The following is a 22,763-nucleotide window of genomic DNA, read 5'->3' as shown; positions in this document are numbered from 1 at the left end:
TTCTGAAGCACATGGCCACTGTCACGCAGGACGACGTTCTCTCGGTGTTGAAGCGCATCGCCGCGCCCGACGGGCGGGGCAATGTGGTGTCCGCCGGGCTCGTCTCCGACATCGCCATCCAGGGTGGCACGGTGATGTTCGCGCTCACCACCAGCCCACAGCATGTGAAAACGATGGAAGCCTTGCGCGGTGCCGTCGAAAAGGCGGTGCTCGGCATTGCCGGCGTCGACAAGGCGATGGTGGCGCTGACCGCCGAACGTGCCCCGCAGCAGCCGGGCCAATCGCAGCAGCCCCAGGGGCAGCGTGGAACCGGCATTCCCGGCGTAAAGCACCTGATCGCGGTCGCTTCCGGCAAGGGCGGCGTCGGCAAGTCCACGACCGCCGTCAACCTGGCGCTCGCCCTGAAGTCGCTGGGCCTGAAGGTGGCGGTGCTCGATGCGGACGTTTACGGGCCCTCCATCCCGAAGCTCTTCGGCCTCACCGGCAAGCCTGAACCGTCCACTGCCGCCGGCAAGAAGATGAAGCCGATGTCACGCTATGGCGTCGAGGTCATGTCGATCGGCTTCCTCGTGCCTGAGGACACGGCGATGATCTGGCGCGGCCCCATGGTGATGTCGGCACTCACCCAGCTGCTGCGCGACACAGAGTGGGGCGAGGCCGACGTGATGGTCATCGACATGCCGCCCGGCACCGGCGACGTGCAGCTGACGCTCGCACAGCAGACGCCGCTGGCCGGCGCCGTGATCGTGTCCACTCCGCAGGACCTGGCGCTGATCGATGCGCGCAAGGGCCTCAACATGTTCGCCAAGGTGAATGTGCCGGTCATCGGCATCGTCGAGAACATGAGCTACTTCACCTGCACCAAGTGCGGCGAGCGGCACGAGATCTTCGGCCACGGCGGCGCGCGGGAGGAGGCGTCCCGCATCGGTGTTCCCTTCCTCGGCGAGATCCCGCTCGACAAGGAAGTGCGGCTGCGCTCCGATTCCGGCGAACCGGTGGTGGCAACCCAACCTGATTCCCTGCACACTGCCCTCTACCGGGATGTGGCCCGCCAGGTCTGGGCAAGCCTCGAAGGCGGGCAACTGGCCCGACCCGCACCCCGGATCGTGATTGACGGGTAATCGTTGCGCCGGTTCGCCGGTTGATGAAAAATTAACCGTGTCTGCGCTGTTTATGCTGAAGGTTTCACTGCGGGCGAATCGATTCAGTCCGGGGAGGTTATGATGGCAAAGCTGATGTGGATCTGCGGCATCCTGCTGATCGCGGCGGGCGTGGCCCTCGGCATCGTGGCCCTCGTATCTGCGGCACCTCCGGCCGGTGTCGATCTCCAGACCGCCGCCATCCTGCTGGTGGGTGGCGTGCTGTCCCTCGGCCTTGGAAGCGTGATCGATGGCCAGGCCAACGGGCACGCCGGGGCGCATGCGCGCTCGCTCATGCCCGAACCCATGATCCCGGCCAAGGCCGCCATTCCCGAATATGACCCGCGCGGCGCCAAGCCCGCCGCCACGGCACCGGAGGCCGCCGTTGCCGCCGCTACCGCCGTGATCATGGAGAAAGAGGTCTCCCGCCCGACTCGCGACACCATCCAGGCCCTCGAGCAGGCCCGCCAGAAGATCGAGCAGGCCTTCGATGCCCGCACCAGCGAGGCACCTGCCGCGACTGCTGCCGAAGTCGAGGAGACGTTTGTCGCGTCCGAGGAATCGGTTGTGGAGAAAGAGGTCGCTTCCGAGGATGATGCCACGGCCGAGGAAGAGACCATCACCGAGGAAGAGGTGATGGATGAAGGCCAGCTTTATGTGGTGGAGGAGCGGATCATCCGCCGCCATCCGGCTCGCATCCTGTCCGACGGTACGGTTGAAGCCGAAACGGCGGAAGGCTGGATGCGCTTCGAGAACCTCGAGCACCTCGACGAATATCTCGACGCCATGGATCGCGTGCGGAGCTGAGGCTCAGCCGCCGCCCTCTGGGGCTCTCGGCATGATGTTGTAAGGGTGCTTCCAGCCCGGTAGCGCCTTGACCCTGTCCATCCACGACCCAATGTGGGCGAAGTCGGCGAGCGGCACCGTGAGTTCGTCGCCGTAATAGAGATAGCCCAGCATCGACAGGTCGGCGATGGTCATGCGGTCGCCGGTGATGAACGGCTTGTCCGCCAGTTGGTGGTTCACGACCTTCATTGCATTGATGCTGCGCGCCCGCAGAAACTCGGTGACCGGGGTTTCACCCGTCTTGGCGAACTGGATGAGATAGCGCAGCGTGGCGAGGTTCGCCGTGAACTTGTGGTTGTCGAAGAGGATCCAGCGCCAGATCTCGCGCTGCTCATCCGCGTTCGTCGCGCCGAACTTGCCAGTGACCTCGGCGAGATAGTCAAGGATCACGCCCGATTGGCTGAGGCGCTTGCCCGCATGTTCCAGCACCGGCACCTCGCCCATCTCGTTGAGCGTTGCGCGATAGTCGGCCGTGCGTGTCTCGCCATGGAAGAAATCGACCCACACCGGCTGCCACGGGAGATGGCAGAGCTCCAGCATGAGCGCCACCTTGTAGGCGTTGCCTGATTCCCCCATGCACCAGAGCCTGTAGTCCGCCATGCCCCACTCCTGTCGAATTGCCGTCACCTGACGTCCAGCACGCTCGTGCGCGCCTTGCGCACCACCTCGGTTGCCGTCGATCCGCGCAACAGCCTTTCGAGCCGTGAGCGTCCCTCGTCGGTGACCACGATCACCTTGTAGAGCGAGCCAACTTCCACGATCTCCTCCACGGGCTTGCCGACCGCAACGCGGGTTTCCGCGACCTGGATCTTCATCGCCTTGAGCAGTGCCTTGGCATTGGCCACGGCCTCTTCTGCGGCAGGTTTTCCTGCCTCGGCATCCGCAACCGAGAACAGCGTGATCGGCTCGCCCGTCACCTCTGCCAGAACGGCGGCACGACGCACTGCCTGCATGGAGCGCGATGAGCCGTCGGTGCAGATGAAGAAGCCCTTCCTGTCGAAGCTGTCGCGTGCAACCAGCACAGAGGCAGGCGCCATGGTGGTGACCGTCTGCACGATGCCGGACCGGAAGAACGTCACCAGCTCGCCATGCCAGCGCGATGGCTGGCCCATGATGATGAGGTTGTAGGGACCGAGTTCATACTGGTCGAGGATGCCGTTGGCGACGTCGGGCGCGGTCTTGAGCTTCAGCACCACGGAGCGGCCTTCCGGACTGCGAAACTCGAGCTTGTTGTCGCCCGCCGGATCTCCCCAGGCCTCGCTGCGCTGGGCTTCCTTGGGCCAGCCTTCGACGTCGATGCCTTCTTGCCTGAGGATGTCGAGGGCACGCTTGAGGTGCCTGACGCCCGGCAGTTCGAAGCCAGCATCCAGCATGTTTTCGCGCGCCAGCCTGACCTGCAACCCGCCGGACTGCAGGCCGGAATCGATGGGCCGGACGAAGAGAATGATCAGGTCGCAATTGTCCTGAATGCTGAAGCGCGCGGCGAAGCGGACGGTGACGAGGGACTCCTCCGTGCCGTCGATGCACGCCAGTGAGCGGAAGCGGTTGCGGCGCTGCGAACGCAAGTTCTGCAGCGTCTTGTTAACCGCTGCTTCCTGCCGGTCGGAAAGGGTTGAGCGCTTGAACAGCATGGCCTCAGTCTAGGGAGCCAGCAGCGGCCAGTACAGCACGGAAATCGCCATCAGCACGATGAAGGACAGAACCATCATGCGGATGCCGACCTTGAAGAAGTCGCTGCCCCGCAGGAAGCCCGAGGCATAGATGATGGTGAAGGCCGGCTGGGCGGCCGGCGTGAGATAGCCGAATGCCGAGGAGATGGCGGTGATGAAGCCGGCGCTGATCGGGTCCTGGTGGGCTGTCACGGCCGTCTTGAGCACGATGGGGGCCAGCACGGCGACAGCGGCACCTGCCGTCATGGTGTTGGAGACGCCGATGGTCAGGAGCGAGATCACCGCGTTGAAGCCGAAGGTTCCGGTGGCGCCGATCTGGCGCATGCCCTCGAACACGCTCTGTGCCACCCATTCGGCAGCGCCCGTGGCCTTCATCTCTACGCCCAGCGAGATCGCCGCCGCATAGAGCAGCACGACGCCCCAGTTGACGCCGGAGTTGATGTCCTCCCAGCGGACCAGCCCGAGGATGAGGAACAGCGAGGCGCCGCCGATGGCGATGACGCCAAGGCCCAGCGAGTTCGATAGAGTCACCCAGCCGACGATGGTGAGGGCGAAGATCATGATGGTGAGCCATTCCGATGCGCGCATCGGGCCCTGCATGGACACCTGCGTGCGCAGCCGCGAAATGGCGCGCGACATGTCGGTGACTTCTGGCTTGAAAGTGAAGATGAGAATGGCCGTGACGATGGGCAGCCTGAGGATGAACATCGGGAAGGCGTAGGTCATCCAGGTCACGTAATCCATCAGGTAGCGGTAGGTGGCCGGATCGGAGGGATTGTAGAAGAAGTCCTTCCAGTAGCTGATGATGATGGCATTGCGCGCGCCACCCGAAGGGGTTGCAACACCGGCGATGGAGCAGCCATAGGAAATCGAGAACAGCAGCACGGCCGCGAGGTTGTGGACCTTCTTCGGGTCGTTCGATGTCAGCGTGATGAGCGCCACACCTACGGGCAGCATCATGGCCGCCACCGTGTGCTCGCCGATGAAGGCGGCGATGACGCCGCAGACCGCCGTGATGCCGAAGCTGATCCAGTAGATGTTGGTGCCCGTCATCCGCACGATCCACCAGGCGATGCGCTTGTCGAGGCGCTGGCGGACGATGGCGACGGCCAGCATCAGCGAGCCCATGATGAAGAGGACCGAGTCCGTCATCAGGCTCTGCGCCACCTTGGTGGGGTCGACGTGCAGCAGCACGACCTGCCCCACGATGATGAGGAGCGGCACGGTGGGCAGCGGAATGGGCTCGGTGATGAACAGCATGGTCGCCATCAGCGACATGACCAGCACGATCTGGCCTTCGTGGGTGAGGCCGGAGGGTGTGGGCAGCGCCATCAGCGCGAAACCGACCACCATGGTGATGAAGAACCAGCGGCGCTTCCACAGGAAGGCAAGATCGATATCACCCATGAAGGCGAGAAAGCGCTGGTAGCCGCGGCGGCGGAAGCGCCGGATGCCTGCTGAAGGCTCCTGCGCCTGCAGGCTGTCACGTGCCAGCGAGAACGCGTCCGGCTTCATGCTGCGGCCCTTGCCGCAAGGGCTGCCGCCGTGACATTGTCGGCGCAAGAGAGGCCACTGGTGAAATCTTGGTACATCCCACGACAGTTCTTGCAGAAATAGATCAACAATTCCCTGAGAGCCTGGATCGCCTGTTCGAGCTGCTGCGATTTCCGAGCGTCGGCACCGATCCCGCCCACCACAAGGATTGCCTCGCGACCGCCAATTGGCTGGTCGGGCAGTTGAAGGGCATGGGTTTCACGGCGGGCCTGCGCAAGACCACGGGCCAACCACTGGTGCTGGGCCAGTATGCGCCTCCGGGGGGCAAGAAACTGCCCCATATCCTGTTCTACGGTCATTACGATGTTCAGCCCGCCGATCCGCTGGAGCTTTGGACGTCGCCCCCCTTCGAACCGCAAATCCGCAAGGGCAAGCGAGGCCAGGATGCAATTTTTGCGCGCGGGGCGGCGGACGACAAGGGCCAATTGATGACCTTTCTGGAAGCCAGCCGCAGCTGGCTGAAGGTGCACGGGTCTCTTCCCTTCCGCCTGACCGTGATGATCGAGGGCGACGAGGAAGGCGATGCCAGCCACATCGATACCTTCCTCAAGACCCACGCGCGTGAATTTCCCGTCGATGCAGTGTTCATTTGCGACACCGGCATGTGGGATGCGAAAACGCCCGGCATTGACACCAGGCTGCGCGGCTGCATGGGGATCGAGTTCACCGTGACAGGCCCCAGGATCGACCTGCATTCCGGACTTTACGGCGGGCCGGTGCAGAACCCCATCAAGGTGGTGAGCCGCATCATCGCGGCCATCCATGACAAGCGCGGGCGCATTGCCATTCCAGGCTTCTATGACGGCGTGAAGCCGATCCCTGCAAAGCTGCGCAAGGCCTGGGCGGGCCTCAAGTTTCCCGCGAAGAAATTCCTTGGCGACGTTGGCCTGTCGGTTCCGGCGGGCGAGCAGGGCTATTCGGCCCTCGAGCAGATGTGGGCCAGGCCCACTGCGGAGGTGAACGGCATCCATGGCGGCTATCGCGGTGTTGGCAGCAAGACCGTGCTGCCGTCGGAGGCCACCGCCAAGCTCACCTTCCGCCTCGTCGAGGGCCAGGACCCGAGGAAGATCCGCGCCGGTTTCAAGGCTTTCGTGAAGGCCCGCCTGCCAAAGGACTGCAAGGTGCGCTTCGATGACAGCGGCGGCAATTCCAGCGGCATCGCCGTCTCGGAGGATACGCCCTGGATCAAGGCGGCGCGCGCCGCACTCAAGGCCGAGTTCGACCGCGAGGCGGTGCTGATGGGGGCGGGCTACTCGATCCCCGTGGTCGAGAGCTTCAAGAAATACCTGAAGGTCGACAGCCTGCTGACGGGCTTCGGCCTGCCCGACGACAATGCCCATTCACCCGACGAGAAATATGATGTGGCGAGCTTCCGGCGCGGCACCCGCGCCTGGGCCCGCATCTTCGCGCAATTTGCAGGAAAGTGACTGACATGACCGAACTCAACGCCGTGCTCGACGCCGCCACGAAGGATTTCGACAACAGCCTCGAAAGGCTGTTCAAGCTGGTGCGCATCCCCTCGATCTCGACCGACCCGGCCTATGCCGCGGAATGCGAGAAGGCGGCCAATGCCATCGTCGATGACCTGCAGGCGCTGGGCTTCAAGGCGCAAGCGCGGCCAACCCCGGGCCGCCCCATGGTCGTGGCGCATTACACGCCGAAGGAAGCGACGAAGGACACGCCGCATCTCTTGTTCTACGGCCACTATGACGTGCAGCCGGCTGACCCGCTGGAGCTGTGGAAGACGCCGCCCTTCGAGCCCACCATCAAGAAGGATGGCGCGGTGACGCGCATGTATGGCCGCGGCACCTCGGACGACAAGGGTCAGTTCATGACCTTCGTCGAGGCCGCGCGCGCCTGGATCCGCACCACCGGCACGCTGCCCATCCGCGCCACCTTCCTGATCGAGGGCGAGGAAGAGTCAGGCTCGCCGTCGCTGGTGCCCTTCCTCAAGGCCAATGCGAAAGAGCTTTCCTGCGACGCTGCCTTCGTCTGCGACACCAACATGTGGGACCCGAAGACACCCGCCATCACCACGAGGCTCCGCGGCATGGTGCGCGAGGAGATCACCATCACCGGCCCGAAGATCGATCTCCACTCCGGCATGTATGGCGGCCCGGCGATGAACCCCATCCGGGTCTTGAGCAAGGTGATCGCGGCGCTCCACGACAAGAATGGAAAGGTCACGATCCCCGGCTTCTATGACGGCGTGGCCGACCTGCCGAAGCAGACGAAGAAGCAGTGGCAGTCGCTGAAGTTCTCGGAAGCGAAGTTCCTCAAGGACGTGGGGTTGAAGCAGGCCGCCGGCGAGAAGGGGAAGTCGGTGCTGGAGCAGATATGGGCAAGGCCCACCGCCGAGGTGAACGGCATCTGGGGCGGTTACACGGGTGTCGGCACCAAGACGGTGCTGCCGTCCAAGGCGCATGCCAAGTTCACCTTCCGCCTCGTCGGCAAGCAGAACCCGGACAAGGTCCTCAAGGCCTTCCAGAAATTCGTGAAGGGCTTGATCCCGAAGGACTGCAAGGTCGAGTTCGCGGGCGGCGGCGGCAGCCCTGCGACCGAAATCCCCGAGGACAATCCCTTTATCGCCAAGTCGGCCGAGGCGCTGAAAGACGAGTTCCGCCGCGACACGGTGCTGATGGGCTCCGGCGGCTCGATCCCGATCTGTCGCTTCTTCAAGGACATTCTCGGCATGGATTCGATCCTCGTGGGCTTCGCGCTCACCGATGACGCGATCCACAGCCCGAATGAGAAATACGATCTCGAAAGCTACCGGCGCGGCATCCGCAGCTGGGTGCGCATCATGGGTGAATTCGGCAGATGACCACCGATCCCGTGGCGCTGCTCAGGCGTTACCACGCGGCCCTGAACGACTATGACGAGGAGACGGTGAAGGCGATGTTTGCGGCAGACGCGATTTACGTTTCTCCCGGCGTGAAGGGCCGGATCGCGGGGCGCGATGCCATTATCGCTGCCTTCACCGCTTATTTTGCTGAGTACCCGGACCAGGCTGCAATCGATGAAGTTGTCACGCGAGTCGCGCCCGATGCAGTAAAATCTGTTTGGAAGCTTGAGGCCACCGCACGTTCCACCGGTCAGCGTGTCACGCGGCGCGGCACGCAGACGGTCACCTTCAACGGCGATGGGCTCATCGCCCACGTCGAGGTCACCGACGCATGATCGGACAACTCGCCCTTGGCACGCTCGTCATCGCAATCAATGCGGTGATCCAGGCGGAAATGTTCACGGCCTTCGCGCAGCAGCTGGAGAAGATCATCATCCATCTGCGCCGTATCTTCAGGCGCTTCGCCAACACGGCAACGATCGTCATCTGCGTGCTGTTCGTCATGAGTGTGCAGACGGTGAATGTCTGGGTCTGGGCCACGGCCTTCTACCTGACGGGGGTGTTTCAGGCCTTCGAGCCATCGCTCTACTTCTCGCTCGTCACCTTCTCCACACTCGGCTTCGGCGACATCATCCTCGACGAGAAGTGGCGCATCCTCTCCGGCCTTACGGCGGCAAATGGCTTGCTGAGCTTTGGCTGGTCGACGGCCTACATGGTCGAGCTGGTGCGACGGACGCAGTAGCACGCCTCCTCTCCCGCGAAGCGGGAGAGGAGGGGGCCCCGACGCAGTCGGGGTAGGTGAGGGAAAACGGGCGCAGATGTCGGGACAGCAATGGCATCCCCTCATCTCCCCGTTACGTTCCGCAACGGGTCCCTTCTTCTTCCGCTAAAGGAGCGGGAGAAGACGAACAGCTCAGCCGAACTTGAAATCGGTAATGTGCTTTGGCGGCGTCAGTCCCGGCAGCAGGCGCGGATCATCTTGCGGCGCCAGCACCTGCTGGCGGACGGGGATGACGCCGGCCCAGATGGGCAGGGCGGAGGGGGCCCTTGACGTGGAGTAGCCTCCGCTCGTGGATCCACGCGCGAAGCGCGCCCATGGGGTCGCTCCGGCGGGCGAGGCGAAAGCTTTCCACGGCCGTCCCATCAAGGTTGACCCGACCTGTCTCTGGATCGGCGCCACTTAGCTGAGTGGCCGGCGCGGCGGGCGCGTGGCCTTCTTCACTGTCATCGCTCCCAAGCGGGAGGAGATCAGCCGCATGCGCCGTCAGCTGCGCCATCAGAACGGGCATGATCCCCTTCTGCGTCATCGCATTTTGCTCTATCAGGCGGAGTCGCATGGATAATACGACACTCCTGAAGCATCTCGGCGGGGTTTGCGGACATGATGAATACGGCATTGCTACTGTCAGGATCGGACAAGGCGATCGTTCTGAGGACAGACTATTCGAACAACGAGTCGTGGAATGCTGTGAAAGCGGTATCTGCCTCACCCGTTGGTGATTTTGCGGCGAACCTGATGTTCGTTGAAGATTCGTCCTTCGACGGCGTCGGTCCAGCCGAGCTTGAACAGGCGCTTGAGGGAAAGTCAAAAAGCCCGTTCATCTTTCTCGCAGACCAGGCCACGATGACAGGTTCCGGATACCCCATGCTCTGTCTGGATCTTTCAGACGAACCCGGAAGCACATTCCGCCTGATTGCCTCGCAGGCATGGTCAGTGGAGAACAACCTGTCGCTCGGCAACATGGACTTCAGAGATTTCTCGAGCTCCTTGGACGGCAGTGGCGTTTTCCGTGGTTTCAAAGAATAGATGCTGTGTTGATTTGCACTCGGAGTCGACCCGGGAAGAGCACAAGCCCGCGGTGACAAGCTCGCGGTGACAAGCGCGCTGGGTCCTTAACTGAAGCAGTGGACGCATTGCTCAACAGCCAAATGAATCTGACGACGGATACTGAAAATGAATTTGATGGATCAATTGGCCTTCGGGCCCGGACGCGATCGGGGGGCTTGGATCAAGAGTATCCTGCTGGTCCTGACCCTTGTCGGTCTCCTCGTATCCCTGTCCTATTTTTCGGTCGCGATTGATTATTCGTTTCTCAAGGCGGCTCTCTACTCCGGCACACCGCAGGGTCAGTATCATGCGGTCGCGAAGAAACTCGAGCAGGCCGCCCGGGACCGGGGCGGCAGTCTGCAGGTCGTTGCGACCGCAGGCGCGATGGACAACATTGCCAGACTCGACGACCCGGCCTCGGAGTGTGCGCCCGGTTTCGCGTTCGTGCAGGATGGCCTGCCGATCTCTGCGGATGCCGGAATACAAATTCTGGGAAGACTGCCGCAGCCGGAAACGCTTTTCCTATTGATGCGGCGCGGCCGCAATATCGCGAATTTCGCCGATCTCAAGCACGCAAAAATAGGATTGGGGCCCGTCGGCTCCGGAACCGACTATCTGATGCGGCAAATACTGGAGATGGACGACATAAACGGGCTCCAGTTGCAGACATCGAATTATGATTTCGAGACCGAGGCGGCTCTCGTTGCACGCGGCAGTATTGACGTCGCGTCGATAGTCATGAACGAGAACTCGCCGCTGATCAGGAAGATAATCTCCGAATACGGCCTGGAAATATTGTCCCCGGATGATATCGAAGGAATGGTGTCGAGACTGAGATGGCTGAGGATCGGCAGAATTCCTTCGGGGTTTTTTGATGTCACCCAGCCAAGTCCCGAGACAGATCGATTGGTTGCCCAGGTGGATACGCTGATCGTGGCCAACGAGTGCGTGCATCGCGCCGAGCGCGTGGCATTCCTCATGCTGATGAGCCATGAGTTCCCGAGCTTTATCCGTTCCAATCCGCCCCCCGCTGCAAAATCGCAGGACCAGGCCCCTTTGGCCGAAGAAGCGCGAAAATTCTTCGCCGTCGGTGAACCGGAGTTTGCCGATAAGTACTTCCCGGTGTTCGTGGATCTCATGTCGCCGACGTACTGGATTTATCTGTTGATGCTGGCAACGGTCGTCATCAATGCCCTGGGCATCTATAGCCGGTTTAGGCTGTGGCGAATCGATGCCAACCGGGAGCAGTTGGATGAGCGCCTCAAGTTGCTGCTGAATGCCCGTCAAGGCGGGGGCTTGAGCAGCGAAGCCGATTCTGACGGCGTCTCTGTGGTTCAACGGGATCATGAGAGGCTGTTGGCGCTTCGAGCGGATTTCGATCTTCTGCACAGGCGTTGCCGGAGCCAGCTCAAGTCGATCGTGACACCAATGGGAAGCGAAATCTACTATCGGTATCAGCAGGCATTGATTGAGGAGGCCCAGCGGGTCCTCGGTGAACTGCTGAGAGCGGATGGTGCTGTGCATCGCGACGGCGGACATCAGGCGCGATGAGCGCAGCAGCTCAGCGTTCCGGCCGTGCCGGCCGTCCGGGAATGTGCCGGCCGGTTGATTTGAACCGGGCGTTGACCCGGGAGGGGCACGGGTGTCCACTGTGAAGCGACCCGTGTGCTGACCTTTCCCCCGGCATTTTGACCGGGGTATCACGGAGGGGTCGGCTTGACCACAACCTGAAGCTTAGGCGCGGCTTCTGCGAGATCGAGTTCTCCGCGCAGACGCATCAGCTGATCGCCGGCTGCGGCAATCCGAAGCTCCGTGGGCGGGAGAAGACATAGGGTTCAGCCGAACCTGAAGTCCGTGATGTGCTGCGGCGGCGAGAGGCCGGGGATTAAGCGCGGATCGTCCACCGGCGCCAGCACCTGCTGGCGCACGGGGATGACGCCGGCCCAGATGGGCAGCGCGTAATCGGCCTCGTCGTCACCCGGCGCACCGTCGCGCACCTTGGCCGAGGCCTCGTCGAGCGACATCTTCAGCACGGTCGTGGCCTTCAGTTCCTTCTGCGTCATCTGGCGCAGCATGTCCCATCGGCCGGGCCACAGGCCCTCGGTAAACAACTTGAGGCTCGCTTCCTTTTCCGCCGCGTCCGTCAACTTGTGCGCCGTGCCGAGCACCATCACGGAGCGGTAGTTGCAGGAATGGTTGTAGGCCGAGCGCGCCATCACGAAGCCGTCGATGATGGAGACGGTGAGGCAGACCTGCGCTTGCTCGCAGGCTTCCAGCATGCGGCTGGCGGAAGAGCCGTGCCAATAAACGTGGTCGCCCTCGCGCCACTGCAGCGTGGGAGTCACGTAGGGCGCGCCGTCGAAGACATAGCCCACATTGCAGATCGGCATGGCGTCGAGGATGCCATGCACCGTCCCGGAGTTATAGGCGGCGCGCTTGTTCATCCGCTTGACGCGGGTCCGTTCGCTGGGGGCATCCATCGCAGTCACTCCATTGTGCACCCCGAATGCCTGCGATATGGTCTGGTGGAAAGGACCAAGTCAGACCCCAATGAGCAGACCACTTCTCGGCACTTCGGCCAGCGAGATCGGCATCGACCGCGATGACCGCGAGCCGATTCAGGCCCAGATCGCCCGGCAGCTGCGTTCGCTGGTGCTGAGCGGCCGCCTGAAGCCGCAGACCAAGCTTCCCTCCACCCGCGCACTTTCGGAGGAGCTGAACGTCGCCCGTGCCACGGTGGTGGAGGCCTATGAGCAGCTGTTGAGCGAGGGCTATCTCGAGACCCGCTCCGGCTCCGGCACGCGGGTTGCGGCGGAACTGCCGGAGTCGCTCCTCACCTCGCCACCCAGGGAACGGGCGCGGGAACCGTCGCGCGGCACAGGCCGCCGCGAACCGGCACGGCCCTTTCGCTCCGGCCTGGTCGACTGGGAAAACTTCCCGCATGACGACTGGGGCAGGCTGCTCGGGCGCTTCTGGCGCAACCCGCCGGTGACACTTCTGGAACACAACGACCCCTTCGGTTGGCTGCCATTGCGCGAGGCGATTGCCCGGCATCTCTATGAATGGCGCGGCATCGACTGCGCGGCGGAACAGGTGATCGTGACGGCGGGTGGTCTGGACGCCTTCGACCTGATCGGACGGTCGGTCCTCAGCCCGGGCGACGACGTGTGGTTCGAGGAACCGGGCTACCCCACGGCGCGGCGCATCTTCTCGCTGGGTGGTGTCACCGCGGTGCCGGTGCCTGTCGATGCCGAGGGCATGGTGGTGACGCGCGGCTGCGAGCGGGCAGGAGGGGCGCGGGCCGCCTTCGTGACCCCGGCGCGACAGTATCCGACGGGCGTAACCATGCCGCTTGCGCGCCGCCTCGAACTGCTCGACTGGGCGGCGGAGGCCGATGCCATCGTGATCGAGGACGACTACGACAGCGAGTACCGCTATGTCGGCAAGCCGCTGCCGGCACTGATGAGCCTCGATAAGCGGGCGCGCGTCATCTACACCGGAACTTTCTCCAAGGTGTTCTCGCCCATCGTGCGGCTGGGTTACATCGTGGTGCCGCAAGCACTGGTCAAGCGCTTCCGCGAGGAGCGTGTGTCGCATGGCGCACCGCCGTCGCTGATGGCGCAGCCGGCACTGGCCGAGTTCATGGGCTCGGGTGCCTTCGCCATTCACATCCGCCGCATGCGCCGCATCTATGCCGCGCGGCGCCGCGCGCTGATCGAGGCGCTGAAGCCCGGCGAGGGAAAGCTCTTCACGGTCGATGCCTCGCCTGCTGGCCTCATGCTGCTGCTGCGCCTGCCACCGGGTGTGAGCGACGAGGCACTGGTGGAGAAACTCGAAGCAAAGGGCATCGAGACGCAGTCGCTGTCCAGCCACTATGCGAGCCGCAAGCGCGAGCAGGGGCTGCTGCTCAGCTTCGCGGGCTTCAGCGAAGACAACCTGCAGCAGGCCGCTGCCAGATTGATTGGAGTTCTCTCATGAGTGATGCCGCACGCGCTGACGCCTTCCGCTGGGTAGAAGAAAGGCATGCCGACTGGTCGGCGTGGAACAGCCACATCTGGCACCTGGCCGAAACGGCGTGGCGCGAATACCGCTCGGCAGACTGGTATGTGAAGCGGCTGCGCGCCGAGGGCTTCACGGTGGAAGAAGGCTCGGGCGGCATGCCCACGGCCTTCTCCGCCACATGGTCGAACGGACCCGGCCCCACCATCATGGCCTATGCCGAATATGACGCGGTGCCCGGCAATTGCCAGGCAGCGGTGCCGTGGCGCCAGCCGCGCGAGGGCCTCTCGCGCTTCGCGGGCGGCCACACCGACCCGCATTCGGCCTTGGGCATGGGTTCGCTCGTCGGCGCTCTCGCGGCCAAGGCGGCGATGGAAAAGCACGGCATCACCGGCACGCTCCGCTTCATGGGCGAACCCGCCGAGAAGGTGCGGGGCTCCAAGTCCATCCATGCGGCGAAGGGCTATTACGACGGGCTCGACGCCATCATTTCCTTCCACCCCTTCTACATGCTGCCGCTGTGCAACACGGCGCGCTGGGACACCCATTGCGGGCCCTATTTCGCAGCGATCTATGAGTTCCTGTGCGAACGGCCGGAGACGTGGCTGCAAGGGGCGGTGACCGATGCGGCGGGTGCGCCCATTCCCGCCGCGCACACGGCAGCGCGTGCGCCGGGTGCGAACGACGCGGTCGTCGCCATGTACACGCTGTCCAAGATGATGCGCGACCACATGCTGCCGCACTCCGGCACATGGACGCTGAACGAGACGATCCTGGCGAGCGGGCAGGCCACGGCGGATAATCTCGCGGCCCAGATGGCGATGATCATGTACGCGGCGCGCTGCCCGGACGTCGCCATGCTGAAGAAGATCTATGCCGTGCTGGATCGCAACGCCGAGGCCGCAGCGGCGGCGGCGCATTGCACGGTGAAGCGCCACTGGGTGTCGAAGTCGAAGCCCGGCCTTGCCAACCATGCCATGGCCGAGATCACCTTCCGCAATCTCGAGCGCGCCGGTGCGCCGCGCTATGGCGCGGAAGCGGTGAAAATGGCGCAGGCGCTGCAGAAGGAACTTGGCCTCGACCCGCTGGCTGAGCCCTTCGCGGATGAGCTGTCGCAGCTCGTTCCCCCGCAGGAAGCGGAGCGGCGGCTGCGCCGGGACCTGCCGTCTTGGCAGACGCATTACACCTCCGACGACTACACCGACATGACGTGGTTCGCCCCCACGGTGCGCTTCTACATCGGCCGCGCCGTGCTGAAGGCGCCGCCGGGCTTCAGCTATCCCGAATGGGCGTTGAACGCGCTGGGCGGCATTCCCGCCACCATCGACCCGACGGTGGAGACGGCGGGCAAGACCATCGCCGGAACGATCATCGACCTGATGACCGACACGTCGGCGCTGGAACGTGCCAAAGCGGAGTTCCGGGATCGCCGTGCACAGGCGGCCGATCCGGATCCGTGGTGCGACTACGCTCCGCCCATCGACTTTCCATGGCCCGAATATGTGGAGACGCCGCGCGGGCGGGAATGGTGGATCCCGGCGACGGCGACGGACCGGGCGATGGAGCGGTGAGCGAAGGCGATCTGCGTATAATCGAGTTCGTAACGATTGATTTTGGGCGATTTTGAAGAGCGCTAGGCACCTAGGTGCTGGCCACGGAAAGCCAGTACAGCCCTGTCCTGGGCGCACTACGAGCCCTCTCCCTCATCATGCCCGGGCTTGACCCGGGCATCCTCTGTGGGCGTTGAAAAGGATGCGCGGGTCAAGACCGCGCATGATGAGAGTTGGGGTGATTGCCCCAGGATATTCACGACGCCAGCGGCCGCAGCTCCTTCAGCAGCTTTGCCCTGATTGCCCGGGCATAGTCGTCGAAGTCGCGGGCGGGTTCGACGAAGCTGTCCGGACCGATGATGACGCGGGCCTTGTAGTAGTCCGCAAGCTCGACGCTGTCGGCCATGATCGGCAGGCCGTTGATGATGATGCCCTGGGCGCGGGCTGACTGGCGCGCAGCTTCGAGGTCCGGTGCACCATTGTCCTCGCCGTCGCCCGCGACATCGATCACCTTGCGCTGCCCGTCGAACTCGTTGCCCTCGATGAGGGCGGCGCTGTCGCGGATGCCCGTGGCAATGGAGGTGACGCCAGCCCACATGAAGCGGTGGATGAGGCTCATGCGGAAGCCGAATGCCTTGGCGTCCCGCCCGCTGTTCAACTGGGTGAAGGGCAGCACAAGCTGGGTGTCGCCCGGGGCACCCCATTGGACGACGGCGATGGCAACCCCCAGCGGCTGCAGGTCTTCCACCGCGCGCTGCACATCCGGATCACGGAAGGCCATGGCAAGGCCCTCGACCTGCAGCGCGAATTCCTGGCGGTCGACGCTGGCCGAGGCATCAAGCGCCAGCACCAGTTCGATGGCGACCGGGGTGTCCTGCGCATGGGCGGTGGTCGCAAGCAGAAGGACGGGAAGCAGCCGCGACGCCATGGCGCGTGACAGGCCCGCCGTGCCGCGCCAAAACGCGGTCACGGAGGTTCCCATGCGCAAGAATCTGATCGAAGTCGCCGCCGCCATCCTGCTCACCTTTGCGGCCATCCTAGCACTGGCGCCCGGGGCCAGCGCCAGTGGGGTGATGATCACGAAGGCGTATGCCCGTGCATCAGCCACGCCCGGTGCCGAGACGGGAGCCGCCTATGTCAGCCTGATGCTGCATGGCGACGCAGACAGGCTGGTTGCAGCCTCGACTCCTGCCGCAAAGATGGCGGGTCTCCACAAGACCGTGCAGGTCGATGGCGTGATGAAGATGGAACACGTCGATGGCATTGATATTCCCGCCCACGGCAGGCTGCCGATGAAGCCCGGCGGCTACCACATCATGCTGATGGGGCTGACCAAGCCACTGAAGGAAGGCGACGAGATCGAACTTACTCTCACCTTCGAGAAGGCGGGTGATGTGAAGGTGATGGTCAAGGTCGCCGGCGTTGCCGCCGGAACGAACTAGGCTTCGGGCGGCAGCTCGGCGGGCGAAGGCTCTTCCCGCAGGGGCTTCAGCGCCGCATCCTCGGACTGCATGCGCCAGAACAGCAGCATGAGGTTGAGGATGCCGAAAGCCAGTGCATACCAGATGAAGCCGAAGGCCATGGGCAGGATGAAGATCTCGGCCGCCACCACGAAGTAGTTGGCGTGGCGGATCCAGCCGTGGAGGCCCTCGTCGGGAAGCTTCTCGCCGGGCACCACCATGAGCCTCGTCGTCCAGCTGCTGCCCAGCGCCGCCACGATCCAGCCGCGCGTGGCTTCGAGCACCACATAGGCATAGATCCACGGCTGGTCGATGGCTGGAAGGTAGGTGAGCACCAGGTACCAGAGGCCTGCGAGCCACAGCACCTGCAGGGCAATCACGAAGCCATAGCGGTTGGAGCCTACCTCGAAGCCGCCGCGCGCGTCGATCTTGCCCGTGTTGCGGTGGGCGATGACGAGTTCGATCACCCGCTGCAGGGTGACGAGGGTGAGGATCAGGATATGGAGCCACATGGGGGGAAGTGTAGGGTCATTCGGGGGCTGATGATAGGGGCGTGTACCGGCCAAGGTTCATCATGCCCGGGCTCGACCCGGGCATCCTTTGCCGGCGCGGGGAAGAGGATCGCCGGGTCAGGCCTGGCGATGATGGGAGGGGAGGGTTGAGGCAGGCGACCTTGCGAAGCATGCGCCTCCCTCGGCATAAGGGATGATCGATACCCTCAGAGCCGCGCCCTTGGACCTCCTCCACATCATCCTCCTTTTCGCCGGCGGCCTGCTTGCGGGGTTCATCAATGTGATGGCGGGCGGGGCCGGCTTCATGACGTTCCCGCTGCTGCTAGCGGCGGGGATGACGGAAATCGAGGCCAATGCCTCGAACTTCGTGGCCGTGTTGCCAGCCAATGTGGTGGGCACCGTGGTCTATCGCCATGAGCTGAAGAAGGTCAGGAAGCACCTGTGGTTCAGGCTGTGCCTTGCGGCCGCGGGCGGCGTGCTGGGCTCGTGGATCCTGATCCATACGGGGCAGGCGGCCTTCCAGAAGGTGATCCCGTGGCTCCTCCTCTTCGCCACCTCGTCCTTCGCCTTCGGGCCGTGGCTGAAGAACAAGCTGGAGCGCGACTTCGCCTTCGATGGGTCGCGCTGGCTGTGGCTGTCCTTCCTGCTCGAGTTCATCGTCTTCGTCTATGGTGGCTATTTCGGGCTCGGCATGGGGATCGTGATGTTCGCGATCTACGCGATCTTCAGCCACATGACGATCCACCAGGCCAATGCCATCCGCAACGTGACGATCACCCTGATGACGGTGATCTCGATCGCCATCTTCGCGCAGGCCGGCGTCATCCGCTGGGTGCCGTCACTGGTGATGATGACGGGCGCGATGATCTCGGGCTATTTCACGGCAAAGGTGGCGATGCGCATTCCGCACCATTATGTGAGGAAGGGCATCCTGATCTGGGCGGTGTGCCTTACGGCGCTGGCATTTCTGCGCTATCACTGAGCGCCTTCGACCGCCTGGCCTCGCGGTGCGCGGCATAGAGCCCGCAGACCACGATCAGCACCATGCCGAGAATGGCGATCCAGTCCGGAAATTCGCCGAAGACGAGGATGCCGGAGATGATGGCGAAGATCATCACCGAATAGCGGAAGGGTGCCGTTCCCGTCAGTTCGCCGAGCCGGAGCGTGGCCACCATCAGCAGGTAGCCCGAGGACAGGAAGCAGGCGGCGAGCGCAAGTAGCCCAACCTGCCATGCTTCCGGGCGGACGAAGCCCTGGAACAGCATCAGCGCGAGGCCGCCAACCGTCACGAAACCTGCATTGGCGAGTGCAATCACGAAGACGGGGATGCGGGCGGGAATGGTCTTGGTCAGAAGGTCGCGCACGGCGACGAAGAGCACGATGGCCAGCGCCAGCACCTCATAGACCGAGAAGTTGGACACTGACGGCTTAACGATCATCAGCACACCGATGAAGCCGCCGATGATGGCGATCATGCGCCGCCAGCCCACCTCCTCGCCGAGGAACAGCATGGAGAGCAGCGCCACGGCGAGCGGCACCGCCTGCATCACCGAGGTGAGGTTGGCGATGGGCATGTGGACGAGGGCCGTGACGAAGGCGACGGTTGCGAAGAGATCGCAGGTGGAGCGCATCAGCACGTTCTTCTGGCGGATGCGGGGGAGGTCCTTCAGCAGGCCCTGAGAGGCGCAGATGGCAGTGAGGATGGTCATGGCCATGACGCCGCGAAGCGCGATGAGTTCGCCCACCGGCAGATGCGCGCCGACGATCTTCACGATCGTGTCGTTGCAGACGAAGGACCCCATGGCGCAGACCATGAGAAGGCCGGCGCGGAGTGCCGTGTTTTGCGGCAGGCGAAGCATCAATGATGGGTAGCGCACTTCGGGGCTGCGCCGCCATGCCGGCAGCGCAGGGCTCAGCCGCCGGTGACGCTCATGTGGCGGGCGACGGCGGGCTTGTTGTGCTGGCGGTCGATGATGAAGTCGTGGCCCTTGGGCTTGCGGCCGATGGCCTCGTCGATGGCGGCGTTGAGGAGCTCGTTGCCTTCCGAGGCGCGGAGCGGCGCGCGCAGGTCGGCGGCATCTTCCTGGCCAAGACACATGTAGAGCGTGCCGGTGCAGGTGAGGCGGACGCGATTGCAGCTCTCGCAGAAATTATGGGTCATCGGGGTGATGAAGCCGAGGCGGCCGCCCGTCTCCTTCACCGTCACGTAGCGGGCCGGGCCGCCGGTCTTGTAGGGGATGTCTTCCAGCGTGAACTGGTCCATCAGCTGCGCGCGCACGACCGAGAGCGGCAGGTACTGGTCCGTCCGGTCGCCGTCGATGTCACCGAGCGGCATGGTCTCGATCAGGGTGAGGTCCATGCCCTCGCCGCCGGCCCAGCGCAGCATCTCGGGGATTTCGGTGTCGTTGACGCCCTTCAGCGCCACGGCGTTGATCTTGATGGCAAGGCCCGCCTTCTGCGCGGCCTTGAGGCCTTCCTTGACCTTGGGCAGGTCGCCCCAGCGGGTGATCTGGCGGAACTTCGCCTCGTCCAGCGTATCGACCGAGACATTGATGCGGCGGACACCATGGGCAGAGAGCTCATCCGCGAAGCGGGCCAGCTGCGAGCCGTTGGTGGTCAGCGTCAGTTCCTCCAGCGCGCCGGACTTCAGATGACGGCCGAGGCCTTCGACCAGCGTCATGATGCCCTTGCGGACGAGAGGCTCGCCGCCGGTGAGGCGGATCTTCCTGACGCCCTTGTCGATGAAGGCGGTGCAGACCCGGTCCAGCTCCTCGAGAGACAGCAGGTCGCGCTTGGGCAGGAAGGTCATGTCCTCCGCCATGCAATAGACGCAGCGGAAGTCACAGCGGTCCGTCACCGACACGCGCAGGTAGCTGACGTGGCGTCCGAACGGGTCGATCAAGGGGGCCTGCTGGGTCATCGTGCGTTATATTTGGCCATATATATCGGAAAGGTCAACCCGCAGCTTCCGCCACCGCAAGCTGCTTCTTGCTGGGCAGGAACATGGCCAGCAGCCCGAAGGCCGGCAGGAAGGAGCAGATGTGGAAGACGAAGCCGATGGACGTTGCGTCCGCCACCATGCCAAGCAGGGCCGCGCCCGCCGCGGCGATGCCGAAGGCCACGCCGAAGAACAGGCCTGAGATCATGCCCACCCGCCCCGGCATCAGGTCCTGCGCAAAGACCAACATGGCCGAAAAGGCGGAGGCCAGGATGAAGCCGATGGGCACTGACAGGACGACCGCCCAGAAGTGGTTGGCATAGGGCAGCAGCACCGTGAAGGGCAGGGCGCCGAGCACCGAGAACCAGATCACCGCCTTGCGCCCGATCTTGTCGCCGATGGGCCCACCCAGCAGCGTACCCGCCGCGAAGGCCGCGAGATAGATGAACAGGTCGATCTGCGCTTCCTTCGGGCTGAGGCCGAACGTGTCGATCAGGTAGAAGGTGTAGAAGCTCGACATGCTGGATGTGTAGAGGAACTTCGAGAACATCAGGCCCAGCAGCACGGTGAGCGAGGTGACGACCATGCGCCGCGGCAGCGGGTTGGGCGGAATGACATGCGCGCGCTTCGGGCCACCCTTGGGCGAGAGGTGATGGGCATACCACTTCGCGGCATAGCTCAGCACCGCGACGGAGAAGAGCGCGAGCAACGACAGCCACGCGACACTGCCTTGCCCGTGCGGCACCACGAAGAAGGCTGCGAGAAGCGGCCCGATGGAGGTGCCGAAATTGCCGCCCACCTGGAACACCGACTGCGCAAAGCCATAGCGGCCGCCCGACGACAGCCGCGCCAGCCGCGAGGCCTCCGGATGGAATATCGACGAGCCGATGCCGATCAGCGTGGCGCCGACGAGGATCATCCCATAGCTGTGGGCGAGGCCGACGACGACGAGGCCGATCAGCGACATGGCGGGCGCCACGGGAAGCGAATAGGGGAAGGGCTTCTTGTCGGTATAGTGCCCGATCAGCGGTTGCAGCACCGAGGCCGTGGCCTGGAAGGCCATGGTGATGAAGCCCACCTGCGCAAAGCTCAGATTGTGCAGGTCGCGCAGCAGCGGATAGATCGACAGCAGCAGCGCCTGCAGCGTGTCATTGATCAGGTGCCCCGCCGTGACGGCGAAAAGCACGGCATAGGTGGTGCCCTGGACCTTGGCAGGGGTGAAATGCGTGGTGGCCATGCGGGAGTGCCTAGCGGGAAACCGAGACCATGGCCAATGCCGAGTGGGCAGGTTGGGTATGTGCGCTGTCGTCCTCTCCCGCCTGCGGGAGAGGAAGGGGCCCCAACGCAGTTGGGGGAGGTGAGGGGCAACGGGCTCAGAACTGGCCCGCGTACCTCCGTCCCCTCATCGCCCCGTTGCGTGCCGCAACGGGTCCCTTCTTCTCCCGTTGAAGAAACGGGAGAAGACGCGGGCGAGCTACTTCCCCTTCGCCGTCGACAGCAGCCAGTCCTTGAAGGTGTCGAGTGCCTCGGTGCGGCGGCCGGCGCCGGAGTTGGGTTCGATGATCGAGTAGGCGTAGTCGTGCTTGATGTCGATGTCGAAGAGCTGGACGAGGCGGCCCGAGGCGAGGTCGTCGGCGATCAGGCTGTTGGGGCAGAGCGCAATGCCCTGGCCGGCGAGTGCGGCCGCGCGCAGCAGGTTGAAGTCCTGGAAGATGGGGCCGGGCGAAGGGCCGGCGTGCTTGAGGCCGGCGTGGCGCATCCAGTTCTGCCAGTCGAGTCTGTCCGTATCGTGAAGCAGGGGCTTGCCGAGGATGGCCTGCGGCACGTCGAAGGGGCCTTCCTTCTCGAGGTAGATCGGGTTGCAGATGGGCACCGTGCTGCCGGGCAGCAACCTTGTGGAGCGGCAGCCCTCCCATTCGCCCGGGCCCCAGAGCACGGCGACGTCCACCTCGTCGAAATCGATCTTGTGGTCGGCGAAGGCATAGACGACCTTGACCGAGATTTCCGGGTGCTCGCTGAAGAACTGCGACAGCCGGGGGATCAGCCAGATGGTGGCGAAGGAGGGAAGGGCCGCGATGGTCATCGCCGGGCCCTGCTCGCTCTGCTGCAGGCGGCGGCAGGCGGCGGCCATTATGTCGAAGGCCTCGGCCAGCGAACGGGCGAGGTCCTGGCCTTTCGGGGTGGGCATGGTCTGGCGGCCCAGCCGGTCGAACAGGGAGAGGCCGAACCATTGCTCAAGCTGGCGCACCTGGTGGCTGACGGCGGACTGGGTGACGTTCAGTTCCTCCGCCGCCTTCGAGAAGGAGCCTGAGCGGGCGGCGGCTTCGAAGCAGCGGAGCGCATTGAGGGAGGGCAGGCGGGACACCGGAACGGCTCCATGAGAAAATCTCATAGAGTATGTGAGGGATCGTCTTTTGACACA

23 protein-coding genes are annotated in these 22,763 nt (G+C 64.0%); 12 read left to right on the top strand and 11 right to left on the bottom strand.

What is annotated here, in order from left to right:
• Nucleotides 1–11: 11 nt before the first annotated feature.
• Both apbC and WCJ41_RS01620 read left to right on the top strand, forming a co-directional pair.
• Nucleotides 12–1,121, top strand: a complete 1,110-nt coding sequence (gene apbC, locus WCJ41_RS01625) for an iron-sulfur cluster carrier protein ApbC (RefSeq protein ID WP_336904073.1) — start codon at nucleotides 12–14, stop codon at nucleotides 1,119–1,121.
• A 102-nt stretch (nucleotides 1,122–1,223) separates the two neighbouring features.
• Nucleotides 1,224–1,946: a hypothetical protein gene (locus tag WCJ41_RS01620; protein WP_336904072.1), complete on the top strand. Its 723-nt coding sequence runs from the start codon at nucleotides 1,224–1,226 to the stop codon at nucleotides 1,944–1,946.
• 3 nt (nucleotides 1,947–1,949) lie between these two features.
• Here the strand turns inward: WCJ41_RS01620 and WCJ41_RS01615 are convergent, their stop codons facing one another.
• The 3 genes from WCJ41_RS01615 to WCJ41_RS01605 are packed head-to-tail and all read right to left on the bottom strand — an operon-like array spanning nucleotide 1,950 to nucleotide 5,170.
• On the bottom strand, nucleotides 1,950–2,585 hold the full coding sequence (locus tag WCJ41_RS01615) for a glutathione S-transferase (protein ID WP_336904071.1): 636 nt from the start codon (nucleotides 2,583–2,585) through the stop codon (nucleotides 1,950–1,952).
• 23 nt (nucleotides 2,586–2,608) lie between these two features.
• Nucleotides 2,609–3,616, bottom strand: a complete 1,008-nt coding sequence (locus WCJ41_RS01610; protein ID WP_336904070.1) for a universal stress protein — start codon at nucleotides 3,614–3,616, stop codon at nucleotides 2,609–2,611.
• A gap of 9 nt (nucleotides 3,617–3,625) precedes the next feature.
• Nucleotides 3,626–5,170: a DASS family sodium-coupled anion symporter gene (locus WCJ41_RS01605; RefSeq protein ID WP_336904069.1), complete on the bottom strand. Its 1,545-nt coding sequence runs from the start codon at nucleotides 5,168–5,170 to the stop codon at nucleotides 3,626–3,628.
• A gap of 68 nt (nucleotides 5,171–5,238) precedes the next feature.
• On the opposite strand from WCJ41_RS01605, the gene WCJ41_RS01600 reads away from it, so the two are divergent.
• Genes WCJ41_RS01600 through WCJ41_RS01585 form a run of 4 tightly spaced genes read left to right on the top strand, consistent with a single transcriptional unit; the run spans nucleotide 5,239 to nucleotide 8,796 of the window.
• Nucleotides 5,239–6,636 (top strand): M20/M25/M40 family metallo-hydrolase, encoded by a 1,398-nt coding sequence (locus WCJ41_RS01600; protein WP_336904068.1) that lies wholly within the window; start codon nucleotides 5,239–5,241, stop codon nucleotides 6,634–6,636.
• A gap of 5 nt (nucleotides 6,637–6,641) precedes the next feature.
• Nucleotides 6,642–8,033 (top strand): M20/M25/M40 family metallo-hydrolase, encoded by a 1,392-nt coding sequence (locus tag WCJ41_RS01595; RefSeq protein WP_336904067.1) that lies wholly within the window; start codon nucleotides 6,642–6,644, stop codon nucleotides 8,031–8,033.
• A complete protein-coding gene (locus WCJ41_RS01590) occupies nucleotides 8,030–8,389 on the top strand; it encodes a nuclear transport factor 2 family protein (RefSeq protein WP_336904066.1) in 360 nt (119 codons plus the stop codon). The genes WCJ41_RS01595 and WCJ41_RS01590 overlap by 4 nt, the downstream gene beginning before the upstream one ends.
• On the top strand, nucleotides 8,386–8,796 hold the full coding sequence (locus tag WCJ41_RS01585) for an ion channel (RefSeq protein ID WP_336904065.1): 411 nt from the start codon (nucleotides 8,386–8,388) through the stop codon (nucleotides 8,794–8,796). The genes WCJ41_RS01590 and WCJ41_RS01585 overlap by 4 nt, the downstream gene beginning before the upstream one ends.
• Nucleotides 8,797–8,967: 171 nt before the next feature.
• On the opposite strand, the gene WCJ41_RS01580 is transcribed toward WCJ41_RS01585, so the two are convergent.
• Complete coding sequence (locus tag WCJ41_RS01580; RefSeq protein ID WP_336904064.1) at nucleotides 8,968–9,198, bottom strand: hypothetical protein; 231 nt, start codon at nucleotides 9,196–9,198, stop codon at nucleotides 8,968–8,970.
• Between the two features lie 237 nt (nucleotides 9,199–9,435).
• Here WCJ41_RS01580 and WCJ41_RS01575 point away from each other — a divergent pair, with 237 nt between their 5' ends.
• Both WCJ41_RS01575 and WCJ41_RS01570 read left to right on the top strand, forming a co-directional pair.
• Nucleotides 9,436–9,861 (top strand): hypothetical protein, encoded by a 426-nt coding sequence (locus WCJ41_RS01575; RefSeq protein ID WP_336904063.1) that lies wholly within the window; start codon nucleotides 9,436–9,438, stop codon nucleotides 9,859–9,861.
• A gap of 147 nt (nucleotides 9,862–10,008) precedes the next feature.
• Nucleotides 10,009–11,433 carry a TAXI family TRAP transporter solute-binding subunit gene (locus tag WCJ41_RS01570; protein WP_336904062.1) on the top strand — a complete coding sequence of 475 codons (1,425 nt, stop codon included), beginning with the start codon at nucleotides 10,009–10,011 and terminating at the stop codon, nucleotides 11,431–11,433.
• 284 nt (nucleotides 11,434–11,717) lie between these two features.
• Here the strand turns inward: WCJ41_RS01570 and WCJ41_RS01565 are convergent, their stop codons facing one another.
• Nucleotides 11,718–12,362 carry a pyridoxamine 5'-phosphate oxidase family protein gene (locus WCJ41_RS01565; protein WP_336904061.1) on the bottom strand — a complete coding sequence of 215 codons (645 nt, stop codon included), beginning with the start codon at nucleotides 12,360–12,362 and terminating at the stop codon, nucleotides 11,718–11,720.
• 70 nt (nucleotides 12,363–12,432) lie between these two features.
• Here WCJ41_RS01565 and WCJ41_RS01560 point away from each other — a divergent pair, with 70 nt between their 5' ends.
• Together WCJ41_RS01560 and WCJ41_RS01555 are read left to right on the top strand one after the other, a co-directional pair.
• Nucleotides 12,433–13,860, top strand: coding sequence for a PLP-dependent aminotransferase family protein (locus WCJ41_RS01560; protein WP_336904060.1), 1,428 nt, complete (start codon nucleotides 12,433–12,435; stop codon nucleotides 13,858–13,860).
• On the top strand, nucleotides 13,857–15,452 hold the full coding sequence (locus WCJ41_RS01555; protein ID WP_336904059.1) for an amidohydrolase: 1,596 nt from the start codon (nucleotides 13,857–13,859) through the stop codon (nucleotides 15,450–15,452). The genes WCJ41_RS01560 and WCJ41_RS01555 overlap by 4 nt, the downstream gene beginning before the upstream one ends.
• A 235-nt stretch (nucleotides 15,453–15,687) precedes the next feature.
• Here WCJ41_RS01555 and WCJ41_RS01550 read toward each other — a convergent pair whose 3' ends face one another.
• The gene (locus WCJ41_RS01550; protein ID WP_336904058.1) at nucleotides 15,688–16,401 is read right to left on the bottom strand and encodes a DUF1194 domain-containing protein; all 714 of its coding nucleotides are present in this window, start codon (nucleotides 16,399–16,401) and stop codon (nucleotides 15,688–15,690) included.
• Nucleotides 16,402–16,411: 10 nt separating this feature from the next.
• Here WCJ41_RS01550 and WCJ41_RS01545 point away from each other — a divergent pair, with 10 nt between their 5' ends.
• Nucleotides 16,412–16,873 carry a copper chaperone PCu(A)C gene (locus tag WCJ41_RS01545; protein ID WP_336904057.1) on the top strand — a complete coding sequence of 154 codons (462 nt, stop codon included), beginning with the start codon at nucleotides 16,412–16,414 and terminating at the stop codon, nucleotides 16,871–16,873.
• Here the strand turns inward: WCJ41_RS01545 and WCJ41_RS01540 are convergent.
• Nucleotides 16,870–17,403: an isoprenylcysteine carboxylmethyltransferase family protein gene (locus WCJ41_RS01540; RefSeq protein ID WP_336904056.1), complete on the bottom strand. Its 534-nt coding sequence runs from the start codon at nucleotides 17,401–17,403 to the stop codon at nucleotides 16,870–16,872. The genes WCJ41_RS01545 and WCJ41_RS01540 overlap by 4 nt on opposite strands.
• Before the next feature lie 193 nt (nucleotides 17,404–17,596).
• Between WCJ41_RS01540 and WCJ41_RS01535 the strand changes: the two genes are divergently transcribed.
• On the top strand, nucleotides 17,597–18,385 hold the full coding sequence (locus WCJ41_RS01535; RefSeq protein WP_336904055.1) for a sulfite exporter TauE/SafE family protein: 789 nt from the start codon (nucleotides 17,597–17,599) through the stop codon (nucleotides 18,383–18,385).
• On the opposite strand, the gene WCJ41_RS01530 is transcribed toward WCJ41_RS01535, so the two are convergent.
• The 4 genes from WCJ41_RS01530 to gcvA form a co-directional block, all read right to left on the bottom strand.
• Nucleotides 18,354–19,280 carry a DMT family transporter gene (locus WCJ41_RS01530; RefSeq protein ID WP_336904054.1) on the bottom strand — a complete coding sequence of 309 codons (927 nt, stop codon included), beginning with the start codon at nucleotides 19,278–19,280 and terminating at the stop codon, nucleotides 18,354–18,356. The two genes, WCJ41_RS01535 and WCJ41_RS01530, sit on opposite strands and share 32 nt — an antisense overlap.
• Before the next feature lie 35 nt (nucleotides 19,281–19,315).
• On the bottom strand, nucleotides 19,316–20,323 hold the full coding sequence (gene moaA, locus WCJ41_RS01525) for a GTP 3',8-cyclase MoaA (RefSeq protein WP_336904053.1): 1,008 nt from the start codon (nucleotides 20,321–20,323) through the stop codon (nucleotides 19,316–19,318).
• Nucleotides 20,324–20,357: 34 nt separating this feature from the next.
• Nucleotides 20,358–21,578, bottom strand: coding sequence for an MFS transporter (locus tag WCJ41_RS01520; RefSeq protein WP_336904052.1), 1,221 nt, complete (start codon nucleotides 21,576–21,578; stop codon nucleotides 20,358–20,360).
• Nucleotides 21,579–21,815: 237 nt separating this feature from the next.
• A complete protein-coding gene (gene gcvA / locus WCJ41_RS01515; RefSeq protein ID WP_336904051.1) occupies nucleotides 21,816–22,706 on the bottom strand; it encodes a transcriptional regulator GcvA in 891 nt (296 codons plus the stop codon).
• Nucleotides 22,707–22,763 lie beyond the last annotated feature (57 nt).

The sequence above is a fragment of the Aestuariivirga sp. genome (assembly GCF_037139295.1).
GTDB lineage: Bacteria > Pseudomonadota > Alphaproteobacteria > Rhizobiales > Aestuariivirgaceae > Aestuariivirga.
The sequence above is the reverse complement of the archived record's forward strand: the minus strand, read 5'-3'. Positions and strand labels throughout refer to the sequence as shown.